This is a genomic window from Mucilaginibacter sp. FW306-07-L (assembly GCF_058782065.1).
Map to the genome: position 1 here is coordinate 348,188 of NZ_JBYSXI010000002.1, position 17,483 is coordinate 365,670.

Below are 17,483 nucleotides of genomic sequence, written 5' to 3' on the forward strand. Positions count from 1 at the left end.
ATTTGGTGTAACCGGATAAGTACCCGGCCAATAGTTTACATGATGAATTGAGTACAAATTAACATATCAGCACTGATAACATTTGAGCGAATGAATGTGTTATATTAACTCATAAAAGTTTTTAACAGCATTACGCCGCCCAGGCCGATAACGGCAATGAGTGATTCCATGGCAGACCACGAGCGAAAGGTATCTTTCATACTCAGGTTAAAATACTCCTTAAACAGCCAGAAACCCGAATCGTTAACGTGCGAAAATGCAAGGCTGCCCGCGCCGATGGCCAGCACCATCAGATTTGGATTAGCATGTGTTTGGATGATGAGCGGGGCCACTATGCCTGCCGCCGTTAGGCCCGCCACCGTAGCCGAGCCCAAACTGGCACGGATGATAGCGGCAATAAGCCAGCCTAACACCAGCGGATCAAGCGGTAGCTGTTGCAGGTGATAGCCGATCTGCTTATCTACACCGCTATCAACCAATACCTGCTTAAACGCGCCGGAGCCGCCGATGATAAGCAGGATCAGCGCGACATCCTTTACCGCATCCGTATAAATAGTATTCAGTTGGCTCATGCTGCGGCCCTGGGCCGTGCCCAAAAAATAAGATGCTACGCCAAGCGTGATAAGCATTACAACGGATGGATCGCCGATCAAGGTAAGCCACTTTGCCGCATCGGCAGATAAATTGAACATGGCGGGGATTAACGCGGTACCCATCAGTAAAACAACCGGCAGCAGGGCTATACCAAAGCTCCTGAAAGCACCGGGCAGTTTATCGGCAGGAATATCTTCGGGCCTGAAGGTGGCCAGCGGGCTTGAGGGTATCTTTTTTAAGGTTTGAGCGAACACCGGTCCGGCAAGGATGATGGTAGGTATAGCGATGATGAGTCCGTATAGCAGCGTAACACCCATATTGGCATTAAACTGTACCACCAGTGCCGCCGGCGAAGGGTGCGGCGGCAGAAAACCATGCGTTACGGAGAGCGAAGCCAGCATGGGCAGACCCATAAACACCGCTGGCAGTTTATATTTATATACTACTGAGAAGATGAGCGGCACCATCAGCACAAAGCCAATGCCGTAAAACAAGGGGATGCCGATAATAAACCCGGTGGCCACCAGCGCCCATTGAATATATTTAGTACCTACCGCATTTACCATTACCGACGCTATTTTTTGTGCCGCCCCGCTAACGGCCACCAGCTTACCCAACATGGCACCCAGGCAAATAATAACCGCTAAGGAGCCCAGGGTATCGCCCAGCCCTTTTTGTATGGATGTGAGCAGCTTTGCCGCCGGTATTTGCAGCAGCAAGCCCGCAACTATTGATACGATAAGGAAAGCGATAAACGGATTGATTTTGAACCAGCTAACCAGTACAATAAGCAATACAATGCACAAAAAAACAATAAGCATGGGCAGGTTTTAATTGTATAATCAGTTTATAATTGAGCGCGGCTGCCACTAAAGTAGCATTTTAGGCAGGCAAAAAAACGGCTTTTACAAACTTGAAAAAAAACCGCACTATTTGGTTAATATAATACACAGCGAGCAGGGTAATTTAGCACACGCCTGCCAGTTTATAACCGCAAATGCCTTGTATTATATTAACCGGATATTGACAGTGCGTATTTCTTTATTATATTGGTTCACCAATTTATAATTACAGCATCAATCAATTTTTGCCTGATAAGAAATTAATATATCCGGACCTTCCCAGTATTATGTAGCATGTTAACGCATGCTGTTTAAAGTGTGGACGAGTAATTAAGCCGGATGATTTGTACTATGTTGACCTGTTAACCAAACACCTGAGTTATGAAAGCGATCCTGAAAAAAGCTACGCCAACGCCCGATCATTCCTTTAACATTCATAAGGATGTGGGCGAAGCCATGCTCAGTTCCTGGCATTATCACCCCGAAATTGAATTGCTGCTGATCAAGCGCAGCTCGGGCACCTGCCTTATTGGCGACCATGTGGGACCTTTTAAAAACGGCGATACCTTTTTGTTCGGCTCCAACCTGCCGCATACCTTCAGGCACGAAAAAAAGTATATGCAGCGCACGGATGAACGGGTTGGCGAATCGGTAGTGGTTTTGTTTCAGCAGGAGTTGTGGGGCAACCATTTACTTAGCTTGCCCGAGCTAAAGCACATTACCCGCTTATTAGAACATGCCAAACTCGGCCTGCGTATTCATGGCGAAACCCGCAAAAAAGTAGCGCGGCTTATTGATGATATGCTGAACGAGCCGCCGGGAAAACGTATTGTGCATTTATTAACCGTGCTGGAGTTGATCGCTTCGGTGCAGGAGTATTCTACCATATCAAGCAACGGCTTTAACCACGAGGCCAGTAATATTGATAAATCGCGCATCAATAAGATTTTTGAATACACCTTCAATAATTTCCAGAACAAGGTGACCATTGAAGAAGTGGCCGACCTGATCGCGATGGGTAAACACTCCTTTTGCCGTTATTTTAAATCAAAAACCAAGAAAACTTATTTTGATTTTTTGATAGAGGTACGCATTGGCCATGCCTGCCGCCTGCTGGCCGAGCAGGATTTAAACGTGGCCGAAATAGGTTATGCCTGCGGCTACAATAATATATCGCATTTTTACCACCAGTTTAAGGCGGTAACCAACAAGCACCCGCTGGAATACCGGGCCAATTATATCCATGTTGAGCATGTGGCTTAGTTTAAATCATCCGCATGCGTAAAATATTATTACTGCTTACAGCAATTATACTTTGGCTGCCCGGCCGGGCACAGCAACCCGGCTGGTGGAAACGCAATAACCTGCGGGTGATACAAACCAACCTGCCCGATTATGAAGCCGCCACCCTCAACCCCGATTCGCTGGTTACCGACCTGGTTAAATTTTCGGCCAACACACTCATCATCAACGCGGGTGGCATTATGGCTTTTTACCCCACCAAATTGTCTTATCAATATCAAAACCCTTACGTAAAACGTGATTTTTTGAAGGATGTGGTGACCAAATGCCATAAGCAGGGAATCAAGGTTATGGTAAGGTTTGATTTTAGCCGCGTACACGAGAGCATTTACAAAGCGCATCCCGACTGGTGCTATATCTCGCCTAAAGGTGAGCGCATGACTAACCCCGGCATGTATACCGTATCCATCAACGGGCCATATGTGCAGCAGTGCGCCTTTGGTATAGTTACGGAAGTGATGGATAACTACCCTATCGACGGTATATTTTTAAACATGCCCGGCTACCAAACCAACAATACCTACGAGGGCCGCTACATGGGCATCGACCAAAATGAATACGACAAAAAACGTTTCGCGGAATTTAGCAGCGGCAAGACGTTGCCGGTTGAAGAGAATAAGACTGACAGCCTGTACCAGCAATATCTCGCCTTTAAAAAATTTACGCTGGATGAATGGGGCAAACGGCTATACACGCTGGTAAAAAGCAAAAACCCGCAGGCAGCTATTTGTACCTATACCGATCAGTATGTGGACATCATCAGGCATGAAACGCAGGCCGTACCCACTTTGCCGCTGTGGCCTTACAGTGCGGCAGATAATTTAAATAACGCGGGCACTACCTTCCCGGATCACATCATCAGCAATGCCAGTATACAGCAAATCTCCTTTCAATCGCGCTACAATGCTATTGAGCCGGAGGAAATATCTATACGATTATACCAAAACATGGCGCACGGCTCGGGCCTGGATTTGAGCATGATGGGTGATACCCGCGGCTATGAGGACGAGCGGAATTATAAAGCGATAGCAAAGATCTACAGCCTGCATAAAAAATATGAGCCTTACTTTGGCCGCTATAAATCCATAGCTAAAATAGCGGTGGTAGCACCCGGTTCATGGCCTAACGGTACGCCCATGCAGGAGTATCGGGGTATACAGCAGATATTGCAGGAAGCGCATATCCCCTTTGATATTATTGAGGATAACCAATTGCAAAACCGTGGCGATAAGCTCAAAAATTATAAGGTGATCATTTTGCCTGATATCACCTTTTTGAACGATGGCGGTGTAAAGCAATTAAAAGCGGCCATAGCTAACGGCACTAACCTGATAGCCACCAACATCGCCCTAAATGATAACCCGGCTTTGATGAGCGAACTGTTTGGCGCTAAACTAAAAAGCCTTAATAACGACGCGGCGGGCAACTATTTGGTACCCGAGGACAGGGCCATCTTTAAAAACTTTAAAGGGCAAAGCATGCTGTTCATGAAGTATAACCTGGCTTTGTATGATCTTTCGGGTGCCGATAAAACAGGCTTGCCCCTGCTGGCTAAAGGCCGTACCGGTCCGCCGGAAATTATTGGCGGGCATGATGTTACCGGCGATAAAATGCTGACCATTAAACAACACGGTTCGGCAAAAGCGGTGTTGCTGCCATTCAATGTGGGACGCTTATATTACAACAACGGCTACCAGGAACATAAGCAGTTATTACTTGATGTGCTGAATAATATTTATCCTGATGCTGGAAAGCAACTGATCACCAACGCGCACCCTAAGGTAGAAACGGTGTTACAGCAATACAGCAAAAATACCCCGGCAAATAAAGGCGATAATAACGGGCTGATACTGCACCTCATCAACCTTACCGGGGTAAGTTCAACAAGTTATTTGGCGCCTCTGCCGGTGTACAACATCACCTTAAAAATAAAAAGCGGGTATAAACCCGCCCGTGTAACCGACCTGCTGAGTGGCAGGCCGGTTAAATTTACTTATGCCGATGGCTATGTGAATTTCACTGCCGACCGGCTGGATGATTATAAGCTCATTGTTATGGATAAATGATAATTATTTACTTGCCTGCTTGTTAAAGTAGTTGTTATCAGCAAACAAGTTAGCGATTACCCATATTTGTTTGCAGAATGCATCCGATTTGACGAAATTCATTTAATCTTATAAGCGCGTAAGCATTCCAACTCTCGTTATATTAGTGATCGTCCGTTTAATATTTTAAAATACATCTGCAGACTCCGGGAATCATGAAAATTGTAAACAAGTCAGATAACATTCTGTCATATCAATTAGATACAAATTTTTTTGAGAAAAGCAGAGAAGTAACGTGTGAAATTAATGGTACAGGGCATTGGCAACTTGCTGATAAGGATGCTTTTAGATATGTATATAACTTATCCTATTTCGCTAAAGATAAGGCATCTGATGACGTATTCATCGATTATAAAAGTATACATATACTAACCATAATAATTGAAGATGCCGACGAAACTGTTCTGCCCACCTTACATTTTATTAAAGATTCATATAACGCGATGTATTCTTTTATAGAGAACAATAGTTTTTCATATTCTAAGGAACTGAACATGCCTGATTTTCAAATTACCGATTCAAGGATCGAGATTATGAAAAGCACCATCGAGCAGATCAAAAACATTCGATATTCAACGACAAACCCGCCCGTATAACCGACCTGCTGAGCGGCAGGCCGGTTAATTTTACTTATGCCGATGGCTATGTGAATTTCACTGCCGCCCGGCTGGATGATTATAAGATCATCGTTATGGATAAATGATAATTATTTACTTGCCTGCTTGTTAAAGTAATCGTTATCGGCAAACCAGTCGGCAAGGCGTTGCGGCCACGCTTTTAGCGATTGCAGTTTGGCGCGTTTACCCATATTAAAAGCATGATCGCCTTTTGAAAAAATATGCGCCTCAACAGGGACACCTGCTTCGCGGTATTTTTGCAGCAGGGTAACCACAGGCGGCGAGCAGCAAACATCATCATTAGCCGCTATTAAAAAAGCCGGGGGCGCATCGCGTTCAACCTTTTGCGGCACCCCTAACGGGCCGGGATAAACCAGGATAACGAAGTTAGGTTTATAATTCAGCTTGTCAATCGCGTCAGCGGGTTTAAGGGGTTGCTTGTAAGTACTAAAAGCGACCATATCCACCACCTCGCCGCCTGCCGAAAAGCCCATCATGCCGATACGCGCGGTATCAATACCCCATTGTTTGGCGTTACTGCGGATCAGGCGCATGGCACGCATGGCATCCTGTGGGGCATGTACATCTAATTGGTATACAGAGTTGGTATCTCGCGCGAGCCTGTACTTTAATACCACCGCTACAAAGCCAAGGCTGTTTAAAAATTGCGCCGCTTCCCTGCCTTCCGAATTGATGACCAGCATACGGTGCCCGCCGCCGGGGCATACCAGCACCGCGGCGCCGGTTGCCTTATCTTTAGACGGCAAATAAACCGTTATCGACGGGTTGTGGATATTGCTGATGTATTTATCGCCCTTTTCAGGTTCGGTACGGCGGCTTTCAAAACCCGGCGCGCCGTTTTTCCATAAATGAATAACAGTGGAATCAGCCTGTGCGAAAGCATCCGCGTAAAAGCCCAGCATCGCCACCAAGGCGAGCAAGGGCTTAAACAGTTGTATCTTCATATCAACATTAATTAATTATAGCTTGTGGTTCCGCAGCAGCTTCCACCTGCAGGTCTTCGGGCGGTATTTTGCCGTGCCACCAAGTAGCTAATGATGAGCCGGTAATGTTCATCAGCGGACCAAAAATAGCCGGTGCCAGTCCGATGGTTGCCAGTCCGCCCATTAACAGCGCCAGCCCCGATGCCAGTCCGCCGTTTTGCATCCCTACCTCGAGGGATATGGTACGGCAATCCTTTTCGGCAAAACCCATTAACCTGCCCAGCCAATACCCTAATGTGTAACCGGATACGTTGTGGATGAATACTGCAACAATGAGCAACAAGCCCACGTTTAATAAACTTTGATGCCCTGCCGAGGTAATTACCACGATGATGAGGCCGATACCGATCATGGAGATCAAAGGCATAATACTATCCAGCCATTTAACCTTGCCACGCACCAGGGCATGGAATATGGCACCCGCGATGATGGGCAGCAATACTACTTTGGTGGTATCCCAGGCCATATCTAAAAAATGCACCTCAACCAAACGGCCTGCCAATAAGCGCATCAGCAGGGGTGTAAACACCGGTGCCAGCAAGGTTGATACGGTAGTGATAGCGATTGACAGTGCCAGGTTAGCCCGCGCGAGGTATGACATCACATTGGATGCCAAACCGCTCGGGCAGCAGCCTACCAGTATAATACCGGCGGCAATCTCCGGCGGAAAGTTAAAGGTATTAGCCAGTATAAAGCCCACCAGCGGCATCACCGTGTAATGGCAAACTACCCCGATGATGATGGTTTTTGGCTGTTTGAGCACGGTAGCAAGCTCCTTCATACTCAACTCGCTGCCCATGCCGAACATGATGATCTGCAACAAAGGGATGATGAGCTTTGACAATTTAAAATCGCCAACCTGAACAAAATACTGCGGGTAATACATGGCCAGACTCACCGCCGCGAAGATCATGATGGTGAACGAAAAGCCCTTGAGCTTAGGGTGCTGCCTGAAGGCCAGGGCAAGGGCTATAAAAAAAAGCATCAGCAACCAGCCACCCCATTGCGGATGGCCCGTTGCTGATACCGTTATAAAACCCAATAAAATAAGAAATGAGAACGCGTAATAAACTTTAGCTGGTACCATAAGTTTTTAAGTTTTAAATTGGTTAATTAACTCCATAACCTATCCCACGATCGTTTCTCATCCCACTCTTTGGTGGGTACAAACCATGATTTATCTTTCGGGTCGAGGTGTTGTTTCAGCACATCCTCGTTAAGCTCAATACCCAGGCCCGGCGAGTCGGGCACGAGGGCGAAACCTTTATCGATCAGCGGTTTTTTATCAACCGTTTTCACGTAGCTTTCCCAGTAAGGCAAATCAATATTGTGATGCTCCAACGCCAAAAAGTTTTGCGTAGCGGCAGCGCAATGCACATTGGCCATAAAGGCTACCGGCGTACCGGCAAAGTGCATGGCCATGGCTACGCCATGTTCTTCCGCATAATCGCCTATCTTCTTGGTTTCGAGCAGCCCACCCGACGATGAAAGGTCAGGGTGGATGATATCAACCGCGTGATGGTCGACCAATTTAATGAATTCTTCTTTAAGGTATATATCTTCTCCCGTTAATGTTGGTGTTTCTATCGCGTTAGTGATCTCCTTCCACTGCTGGGTATACTCCCAGGGCACCATATCTTCCATCCAGGCCAACCGGTATGGCTCCAGCTTGCGCGCCAGCCTGATGGCGTTATTGGTATCAAAATGACCGAAATGGTCTGACGATAGCGGCACATCATACCCAACCGCGCTGCGCACCTTATCCACATACTTGGCTATTTCGTCAAGCCCTTTTTCAGTGATCTGTATCTGGGTAAAGGGGTGTTTGGTATTCCCCAGCGACATGGGTTTATCGTTCCACTGGCTGCCTTTCCAAAAACCGGAGTTAACGGTGGTTCCGTGTATATCCTTTATCAGTTCAATACCTAGGTCCATTTTTAGCCAGGTATAGCCCTTGGTAACCAGCCTATCCTTCACCTTGGCGCTGAACACGCTCATATCCTCTTCCTCGGGGGTATCGGCATACAGCCTTACGGTATCACGGTATTTACCGCCCAATAACTGGTAAGCGGGCACATTGTACGCCTTGCCTGCCAGATCCCACAGCGCCATCTCAACCGCGCAAACCCCACCCGCCTGCCTGCCATGAAAGCCGAATTGCTTAATGGCCTTGAACACCATTTCCACACTGCAGGGGTTCATGCCTAAAATGCGGCTTTTCAGCATGAGGGCGTAACGAGGGTCGGCACCATCGCGTACCTCGCCCAAACCATAAATTCCCTGGTTGGTATCAATACGAATAATGGGGCAACGGCCGACGGTGGTCATGGGTACGATATACCGCATATCGGTTATTTTTAATTCCGAAGGTGAGCTATTGCGGTTGACCTTTGAGGTTGATTGCGCCAGCGTATCCTCGGCAGATGCAAACAGCATACCGCCAAGTGCCAAACCGCCGCCCAATGCCGACTTCTTCAAAAAATCGCGTCTTGCCGAGCCCTTGCTTTCTTCGGGTTGGGTTGATGGAAGCGTTGCCTTTGCCTTTTTATCCAATTGCTTGCCGTCGGCTAACAGCCTGAGTAATTCGTTTTTCATATCATTATAGGTTTAGTAGGGTTACCAGGTACGGTTCTTCATGTAATCGTCGAGTTGTTTGCGGGTCATGGGTAGCTTGCCGGGATAGCTGTTAAGCCATTTAATGAAATCATTTTTGATCTCCTCCGTCCACTGGCTGTCAATCTGCCCCGGTGTGTATTTGCCCTCGCGCAGGCGCTGGTGGCCGTATTCGTCGCGCAGCACAATAAACTCAGCGGTAATAACAGCCTCTTCCGCCAGGGATGCGGGGATGAAAAGTGTACCTCCGCGCTTAGCCAGCACCACATCGCCGGGCAATACCGTAGCGCGGCCGATACGGACAGGCACATTGATACCCGCCAGCATTACCTGTTGCAGGTACGATGGATCAACAGCCTTGATCCAGCCGTTAAAACCCCTGATCTCGTTCAGCCCCTCCAAATCACGCACCGAGCCGTAGAATACCACGCCCCGTTTGGTTTTGGCATAAATGGAGTTGCCCAGGTTATCGCCTATCAGCGTACCATCAACTACTTTGTTAAAGCCATCGGCCACATAGATATCGCCATTCTTCAACACATCAATAGGCCACGAATTGGTTGGGCCAACACGCCCCTCGGCTTTGCCTTTGTCTTTTATTACTTTATCCACATCGGGGCGTAAGGGCATATATTGGGCGGTTACCGCACGACCAACCATTACACTGTCGGGATGCAGTATCATCCAATCGCCCTCAAACTGGTTTTGGTAGCCCTTGCCACGCAAAAAGCCCCAAACATCCTCAATGCCCACGTTTTTAAAACGCTCCATTACATCGTCAGCCACGCGGGGACGACCATCCGGCGAGCGCTCACCTTTCCAGTCTGCGGTAAGCAGCTTGATCTGATCAGGCGTTAGCGTTACCTGCTGGGCCTGTAAATGCAGCGCCGCTAAAAGTAGCGCTGCAAGTAGTATGATCCTGTTTTTCATAGGTGGTATGTATTTATTGCTTATCCCAGAATACGCGTGTAGCCAGGTTATCCGGGCCGTTATGCGATACGGCTGCCTGATAGTTGGCAGCGTTTACGGTTTGCTCGCGCAGCGGATAAGTCAACCTGCGGATAAACGCGCCCTTTACCGAGGCATCAGCCGTTGGATACGGGTTTGGCGTTAACACCGGAAACCCGCTGCGGCGAAAGTTTGCCCAGGCCTCGTTACCGTTCAGGAAAGATGATACCCAGTATTGCGTATTGATCTGCTCCAAAGCGTTTGCCGGATTAAACGGATGCGCCAGCAGGTAAGCATTCTGCGCATCGGTGCTTATGGTTGCTGTACCATCGTACTGCGCTAACTGATCCATGTGTGCTTTAACACCGGCCTCGTACAAAGTTGCTGCATTGCCGGTTGCCCAGCCGCGTTGCACGGCTTCGGCTAACAACAGGGCTGTTTGCGAGTAGGTTACATAAAATTCCGGTATATCTATCTTACCCAGCGTACGGCGGTTAACCTGCGAGTACGCATAGCCCGCGCCAAGCCGTCCCGGAAAGCCCGGCGCAGTGCTGATGGTAGATTCATTATAACCCAAAGGCATCCCCAACTGATCGGCAGGATTGGTATTTTCTGTACCTACTGTGGCCAGCGGGTTGGCAGGCTGCGCGTATTTAACCGAAATAACACGCAGGCGCGGGTCATCCGTATCCTGTAAATATTCCACAAACGGCGCGGCCAGATAAATGTTACCACGCTCAGTAGCCTGGAACCAGCTACCTGTCGGACTATTAAACGTGCTGTTGAATTGTATCAAAGCATTATCAGCGTTTGATTGCATCAGTCCGCCACTTACCGCGATGGTAACATATTGTTGTGCCTTGGCAGCATCTGTTTTGCTGTAACGCATAGCGGCGCGCAGCAGCAGGGAGTTGCCCAGTTTTTTCCATTTGGGGATGTCACCTTTATAAAACAGGTCGCCGGCCTCAATAGCTTTGCCGGCATCCAGGGCTTTGGTTGCCTCGTCAAGCTCCTTTAGTATATCGTTATAAATATCCTGCTGGTTATCATATTTAGGCAGGTTGATGCCTTCCAGGTACCCCTTCCCGGCCTCGCTGTAAGGCACGTCGCCGTAGGTATCAACCAGTATCATAAATATATAAGCCTTAAAAATGCGGGCCATATTGTACAGATTGCTGCGGGTAGGTTGATCTTTCAATTTATCCAGCACGGTAGTAAGCAGCACCACCGGCCCGGTTACTAAACCACCGGTTGTATTACTGGTACTGCGGTACAGGTAGTTAAAGGTGATGTTGGCATTCGGGTCGTAACTTACGTTATGGTTGCCGCCTTCCAACACGCCGGTGTTGGGCGTTATCAGTTGCTGAACGATCATGGGCTGATAATAATAATTTGGCAGCGCGGCACTAAACTCGGCGTTTGAAAATAAATAGGATGGATCAAGATCTGCCGGCAGCACCGGGTTCACGTTGATCTCCTCAAAATTCTTTTTACAGGCTCCAAGCGTTATCATGGATGCCAGTAAAGCGATAATATATTTCTTTTTCATGATGATTTCGGGATGGTTAGAGTTTAACATTTACGTTGATACCGTAGCTGCGCGTGGTTGGCAGCGTGTGCGATTCAATACCCTGCAGGTTATCTGACGCTGAAACACTGGCCTGCGGATCGAGGTTATCAATGTATTTTTTGATCATCAGCACGTTGTTAACCAGCAGCGATACATTGAGGCCCTTAACAAAGGTTTTCTTCATGTATTTACTGAAATCATACCCTACCGATATGGAGCGCCATCTAACAAATGCCGCGTTGTAAACAAATGGTGTAGCTATGTTGGTTGTGCGGTAGTTGGAGTAAAAGGTTTCGGCCTCAACAGCGGTGGTGTTGGGCGTACCATCGGGGTTAACCCCATCAAACACTACCCCGCCCTCGCGGCCAACCAGCGATTGCTGCGACAAGCCCTCGCGCAAAAAGTTGAGGTTTGAGTTGGACATGATCTTGGCACCGGCTTTAAAATCAACCTGGGTAAACACACGGAAGCCTTTATAGCGGAACGTGTTTGTCCAGCCGCCTACCCATTTGGGGATGGCGCTGCCGAAGGTGGTGAGCTCGCCGCGTTGTGGTAAACCGTTGATGGTAACAATACGACCCTGTTCATCGCGACGGTAATCAAACCCGCGCAGTGATGCCAAAGGCAAACCTACCTCGTGCGATACGGTACCAAAAAACTCGCCCGTACCTACGTCAACCCTGGCCTGCCCGTTAGCCAGATCCAATACTTTGGATGCATTGTACGATCCGTTAAAGGCGGTTTCCCAGTTAAAGCCGGTCTTTTTTACAGGCACTATGGTCAGTAATGCCTCAACGCCACGGTTGCGCAGCTTACCAATATTTACTTTGGTTGAATTAAAGCCCGACGCTACCGAAACATCTACATTCAATATCTCGTCGACAGTATTCTTCTCATATACCGACATATCCAGGTTCAGGCGGCTATTAAACGTCCTGATCTCTAAACCGGCTTCTTTTTCCTTCACCTTCAGCGGGCGCAAGCCGGCGTTCGGACTAATATCACTATTGATCGACCCCAGCGCGGTACCGCCAAACGGATTAGAGTTAAGCGAGTAGTATAGTAAATTGGCGTAAGGGTCAGTATCGCTACCCACTTCGGCATAGGCTACACGCAGTTTACCATAATCAATCCATGATGGCATGCGCAACGCTTCGCTGAATACAAAGCTGGCGCTTACTGATGGGTACAGGTAACTGTTGGTGTTGATGTTCAGGGTAGAGAACCAATCGTTACGGGCGGTGGCGGTTACGTACAAAAAATTTTTGTATGATACCTCGAACATACCATAAACCGAGTTAACACGCTTTTCGGCATAACTGTAATTGGGGTTTTTAACCTGCCCGTTGCTGATGGTGTACAGATCGCGCACAAAGAAATTGGTAACCGCGGTGCCCATTACATCACTTACCTGTTTCATGGCGTTGCCGCCCAGGGTCAGGTCAAAGCCAAAATCCTTTACCTTTTTATTCGCCCCGATCAGGAAATCCATATTACGCTCCCTGAAAGTGGTTACATCCTGGTAGTAATAGCCGTTAAAGCCGGTGGTTACCGCGCCAATGGAACGGGTGCCTGTAGGGCGGTTGTAGTTATACGGGCGGGTAAAGTAATCCTGCCCGATGCGTGCCTGCAAATACAACCAAGGTGTAAACTGGTAACGCATCGAGGCATTGCCGAAGATACGGTCGCGATGCACATTCTCAAACCTTTGCAAAGCCACCCAATATGGGTTGTTACGGTTAGTAAAGCGCGATAGCGGCATTTCATTACCGTTCGGGTCTTTATAATTTTTCAGCCAATCGGTATTAATGCTGTTGGCCAGGGTATAAATGGTGGTGTTGGCGTTCATATCCTGAATACCTATTTGCGGCGGGTTGTGGTTATACTCGTTAGAGTAGTTGGCGTTTAATTGCATCGTCAACTTTGGTGTAACCTTATAATTGAGGCCGAGGTTGAATATCTTTTTATGATAGTCGGAATTAGGCATAATGGCATTCGCATCGTTATTAGCGAACGATAAACGAAAGCTGCCCTTATCATTACCGCCGGAAATAGCCACCGAATTAGAAAAGCTCCGCCCCATGCGGTAAAACTGCGATATACGATCCTTGAAAGGAGAGTAAGGCTGGGTTGAGCCATCAAACTGGATGGTTGGCGCGCCGTCAAACCGTTCACCAAAGCTATGTACGCCAAAGGTTTGTGCCTCGGCAAGGGTGGTTTGGCGCTTGCCGTATTCGCCCTGACCGTATTCGTACTGAAAATCGGTATAATCCAGCGCCTGGTCGGCCTGGTAGTTGGAGTTTATTTCGATACCAATACCCATCGTTTTGCTGCCTGTTTTGGTAGTGATGATGATAGCGCCATCCTTAGCCCGGAAGCCGTACAGCGCGGCGGCGGCGGCACCTTTAAGTACCGTCATGCTTTCTATATCATCCTGGTTGATGCTCTGCAAACCGTCGCCCTGGTCAGACGAGCCGCCGGTTACATTGCCACCGCCATTACCTGCAAAACCACCCGCGGAAACCGCGGTATTATTAATGGGAATACCATTAACAACTATTAAAGGTGAGTTATTAGGCCCGAAGGACGACTGCCCCCTGATGCGTATTTTGGTTGACCCGCCCGGCCCGCCGGCAGGCGGCGTAACGTTAACACCCGCTATTTTACCTTCCAGGCTGTTACCTACGTTAACCGTACGGTTTACGGTGAGCAGATCGGTGTTTACGGTAGCGGTAGAGTAGCCCAGTTTTTTGGACTCGCGCTTGATACCGAGGGCGGTTACCACAATATCGTTTAGCTGGTTGTTGTTTTCCTCTAAAACAATGTTGAGTACATTGCCTGCGCCTACCGGTACCTCCTTAGTAGCAAAACCGATGTACGATATTTGCAAGATAGCCGAACGGTTGGGCACCTTTAGGCTGTACTTACCGTTGGCATCAGTTACCGCGCCGGTAGTGGTGTTCTTGATCCTTACGGATACGCCTGCCAGCATCTCGCCCTTGGTGGTGCTCACGGTGCCGGTGATCTGCACCGCCTCCTGCGCGTAAACTTGCAGGCAGAGGCCTATAAAAGCCGCTAACCACACCATTTTTTTGTAAAATTTCAGGTTCATATTATTCAGGTTATTATTGGTTTCAATCGATTACAGCAATAAATAGCTAATAGCGCATAGCCCCTATTTTCAAAGGGTTTAAAAACACCGTATTAAAATTTATTATCAGTTGGTTTATAATGGCCTAATTGTGCAGCCCGGGCTTACCGCCAAACAAAACGGATAAGCATGAACAAATAAAGGGAATACATTAGTTACCCAAATTCAGTATTATAGCAATTTGATGTAATATATTGCCGTGAAATATCGCCGGCTATCAACAGCCAAATACCCTGAAACAACAAAGGCACCCTTAAATAAGGATGCCTTTGCAATATCTTACGCTGAAAGTTCGTTTACAGAACCTTATAGGCCTGCCGGGCTAATAAAACCCAATGTTTCTGCTGCTTTTTCCATACCAGCAATATGCCCAGCTTAACGGTACCGGGCTTACCGCCATCCAGTATTTGCCCGTTAAGGATATGCCTTACGATGGCTGCATCCCCGGCAATAGTTACTGTTTGGTTAGTGGTGGTAATACTTGTAAAGTCTGACGCGCCGCTGGTAAGAGCTTCCATAAAGGCCGCCTTATCTTCCACCTTTCCGCTGGAGTGGCCAAAGCTTAATTCTGCCGCGGTATATTTGTTGAGCGTGGCCTTGTTGGCATCAACCATAGCTTTATAAAGGGTATCTACCGCGTCGGTTACCTGCTTTTCGGCAACGCTTTGCGCGTTTGTGGTTGCCGGTAACAGCAATACCATAAAGCTTATCAATATAAAAAAGTAATTCCTGATCTTCATTATTCTATCTCCTTTAATTCAGTTTATAAGCGGTTACCGAATTACCGAAAAAGGTAGGCACATAAATTATCCGCTTTTTAGGGTCATAGCCAATATCAGCGGTCTTGCTCTTGCCTTCATGCGTATCCAGTAATACCTGCTTTTTGCCATCGGGTGTAACATAATACAAATATCCCTCCCAGGCAGTGATCAGCAGGTCGCCGTTACCTACGGGTTCAATGCCATCGCCGCCATGCTCAAGGTCGCAAACCTTGGTCAGCTTTTTATCGGCACCGGCCTTGTAAGCGGCATCGGCGGTTAGCACATATAAGTCGGCACCTATGCTTTTTACGCCGTTAACGCCTTTCAGTCCTGTTAAATATACTTCTTGTTTATCACCTTCAAAGCGAAACACCCGCGCATTTTTAGGGTCGGACAAATACACAACACCTTTACCATCAATAGTAACATCATTCAAACCCGCATTTTCATCCACCGGCTTTTTTGTTACCGCCCCAGTTTTCAGGTTTACCGAAACCAGTTCGCTTAAATCGGCTACGTAGAGCGTGTTTTTATAGATGCCCATGCCTTTAGGCGCGTTAAGGCCGGTAACAAAAGCGGTATCAATTATTTTCCCTTCGGGTGATATTTTTGCCACGCCGCCTATGCCATCCTTAGCGTTGGAGTTGCCGCTGATGAGCGAAACATATAATACCTTACCGGCAGGCAGCACCGATTCGGGCGTAGCCAGCACAGTATCCGTTTGCCATAATTTTTGCACCGAGTGCTGGGCAAATAAACCGAATGGCATCAATAACAAAAGCAATAATGAGGTGATCTTCATAATTTGACAGATTGGTTAATGTAAAGCTACAACACCTGCGCTATAGTATTTGTTGCTAAAACCGGCAAATCATCAACAGGTTAATATAGCACACAAAGTAGTTAACTTAGAGGTAGAAGCATTGCGTTTAACAAAGCTTTACATGCCGAAGCAATCGCCTTTAAAACAAAAAACAGATATTGCCGGGCTTATGAAATACTTACTTACCGCCCTTTTTAGCTGTAGCCTGCTGGCTGCATCGGCACAAAACAGCATCGACCTGCAAGCCCACCGTGGCGGCCGCGCCCTGATGCCCGAAAACTCTATTGAAGCCATGCTGCATGCCGTTGACCTGGGCGCACGTACACTTGAACTGGATGTGGTAATTTCCAAAGACGGACAGGTGGTGGTATCTCATGATACCTACATGAATGCTGATTTTATGCTGAAACCTGACGGCAGCGAGATCAGCAAGGCCGAGCAAAAAAGCCTGCTGCTGTATACCATGCCTTACGACAGTATAAAGAAATACGATGGCGGCACCAAAGTTCATCCCGGTTTTATGGCGCAAAAAAAGATGCGCACTTACAAGCCCCTGCTAACTGAAATGATTGACGCGGTAGATAAATACACCAAAGCCAAACACCTGAAACCGGTTTACTACAACATTGAAATTAAATGCTCGCCCAAAGGTGATAATGTAGAGCACCCTGTGCCTGACGTGATCGCCGAAAAGGTAATGGCCATTGTTAAACAAAAGAATTTATTGGACCGCAGTAACATACAATCGTTTGATGAGCGCCCGCTGCAATACCTGCATGGCAAGTATCCAAAGGTTGTGCTGGCCTACCTGGTATCCAACAAAAACACCTTTCAGCAAAATATGGATAAGCTGGGTTTTAAGCCGAACATCATCAGCCCGGAATATAAACAGATTGATGCCACCTTTGTGAACGACGCGCACACCGCCGGTGTTAAGGTGATACCCTGGACGGTGAACGATGCCGAAGCCATGAAACAACTGGCCGCCATAAAGGTAGATGGTATTATATCCGACAATCCGGACATATTGGTTGAACTGTTCGGCAGTTACCAGAAGAAATAAACTGATATAAACTGGTTTCTTGGACGGTAACGAGTAATTAATTTTTAACAGTAAAAAGCGCGTTTCATCACCAAAGCTGTATATTAGGGA

Annotated in this window: 13 protein-coding genes; 4 read left to right on the forward strand and 9 right to left on the reverse strand. The window is 47.6% G+C overall.

Annotated elements, in window-relative coordinates; genetic code table 11:
- Nucleotides 1–104 precede the first annotated feature (104 nt).
- Nucleotides 105–1,415 carry a gluconate:H+ symporter gene (locus AC3WJC_RS11670; RefSeq protein ID WP_492399286.1) on the reverse strand — a complete coding sequence of 437 codons (1,311 nt, stop codon included), beginning with the start codon at nt 1,413–1,415 and terminating at the stop codon, nt 105–107.
- Nucleotides 1,416–1,817: 402 nt separating this feature from the next.
- Here AC3WJC_RS11670 and AC3WJC_RS11675 point away from each other — a divergent pair, with 402 nt between their 5' ends.
- The 3 genes from AC3WJC_RS11675 to AC3WJC_RS11685 all read left to right on the forward strand — a co-directional run bounded on the left by AC3WJC_RS11675 (nt 1,818) and on the right by AC3WJC_RS11685 (nt 5,439).
- Entirely contained in the window at nt 1,818–2,699 is an 882-nt protein-coding gene (locus AC3WJC_RS11675; protein WP_492399287.1) for an AraC family transcriptional regulator, read from the forward strand.
- Nucleotides 2,700–2,713: 14 nt separating this feature from the next.
- On the forward strand, nt 2,714–4,804 hold the full coding sequence (locus AC3WJC_RS11680; protein ID WP_492399288.1) for an alpha-amylase family protein: 2,091 nt from the start codon (nt 2,714–2,716) through the stop codon (nt 4,802–4,804).
- A 194-nt stretch (nt 4,805–4,998) separates the two neighbouring features.
- Complete coding sequence (locus AC3WJC_RS11685) at nt 4,999–5,439, forward strand: hypothetical protein (protein ID WP_492399289.1); 441 nt, start codon at nt 4,999–5,001, stop codon at nt 5,437–5,439.
- A gap of 110 nt (nt 5,440–5,549) precedes the next feature.
- Here the strand turns inward: AC3WJC_RS11685 and AC3WJC_RS11690 are convergent, their stop codons facing one another.
- The 8 genes from AC3WJC_RS11690 to AC3WJC_RS11725 form a co-directional block, all read right to left on the reverse strand.
- On the reverse strand, nt 5,550–6,425 hold the full coding sequence (locus AC3WJC_RS11690) for an alpha/beta hydrolase (RefSeq protein ID WP_492399290.1): 876 nt from the start codon (nt 6,423–6,425) through the stop codon (nt 5,550–5,552).
- 7 nt (nt 6,426–6,432) lie between these two features.
- Nucleotides 6,433–7,551 (reverse strand): bile acid:sodium symporter family protein, encoded by a 1,119-nt coding sequence (locus tag AC3WJC_RS11695; RefSeq protein WP_492399291.1) that lies wholly within the window; start codon nt 7,549–7,551, stop codon nt 6,433–6,435.
- Nucleotides 7,552–7,577: 26 nt separating this feature from the next.
- Complete coding sequence (locus tag AC3WJC_RS11700) at nt 7,578–9,059, reverse strand: mandelate racemase/muconate lactonizing enzyme family protein (RefSeq protein WP_492399292.1); 1,482 nt, start codon at nt 9,057–9,059, stop codon at nt 7,578–7,580.
- A gap of 21 nt (nt 9,060–9,080) precedes the next feature.
- Complete coding sequence (locus AC3WJC_RS11705) at nt 9,081–10,007, reverse strand: RraA family protein (protein ID WP_492399293.1); 927 nt, start codon at nt 10,005–10,007, stop codon at nt 9,081–9,083.
- Nucleotides 10,008–10,020: 13 nt separating this feature from the next.
- On the reverse strand, nt 10,021–11,574 hold the full coding sequence (locus AC3WJC_RS11710) for a SusD/RagB family nutrient-binding outer membrane lipoprotein (RefSeq protein WP_492399294.1): 1,554 nt from the start codon (nt 11,572–11,574) through the stop codon (nt 10,021–10,023).
- Between the two features lie 16 nt (nt 11,575–11,590).
- Entirely contained in the window at nt 11,591–14,707 is a 3,117-nt protein-coding gene (locus AC3WJC_RS11715; RefSeq protein WP_492399295.1) for a SusC/RagA family TonB-linked outer membrane protein, read from the reverse strand.
- Between the two features lie 335 nt (nt 14,708–15,042).
- Nucleotides 15,043–15,486, reverse strand: coding sequence for a nuclear transport factor 2 family protein (locus AC3WJC_RS11720; protein ID WP_492399296.1), 444 nt, complete (start codon nt 15,484–15,486; stop codon nt 15,043–15,045).
- A 13-nt stretch (nt 15,487–15,499) separates the two neighbouring features.
- On the reverse strand, nt 15,500–16,309 hold the full coding sequence (locus AC3WJC_RS11725) for an ATP-binding protein (protein ID WP_492399297.1): 810 nt from the start codon (nt 16,307–16,309) through the stop codon (nt 15,500–15,502).
- Nucleotides 16,310–16,451: 142 nt separating this feature from the next.
- Here AC3WJC_RS11725 and AC3WJC_RS11730 point away from each other — a divergent pair, with 142 nt between their 5' ends.
- Complete coding sequence (locus tag AC3WJC_RS11730) at nt 16,452–17,393, forward strand: glycerophosphodiester phosphodiesterase family protein (protein WP_492399298.1); 942 nt, start codon at nt 16,452–16,454, stop codon at nt 17,391–17,393.
- Nucleotides 17,394–17,483 lie beyond the last annotated feature (90 nt).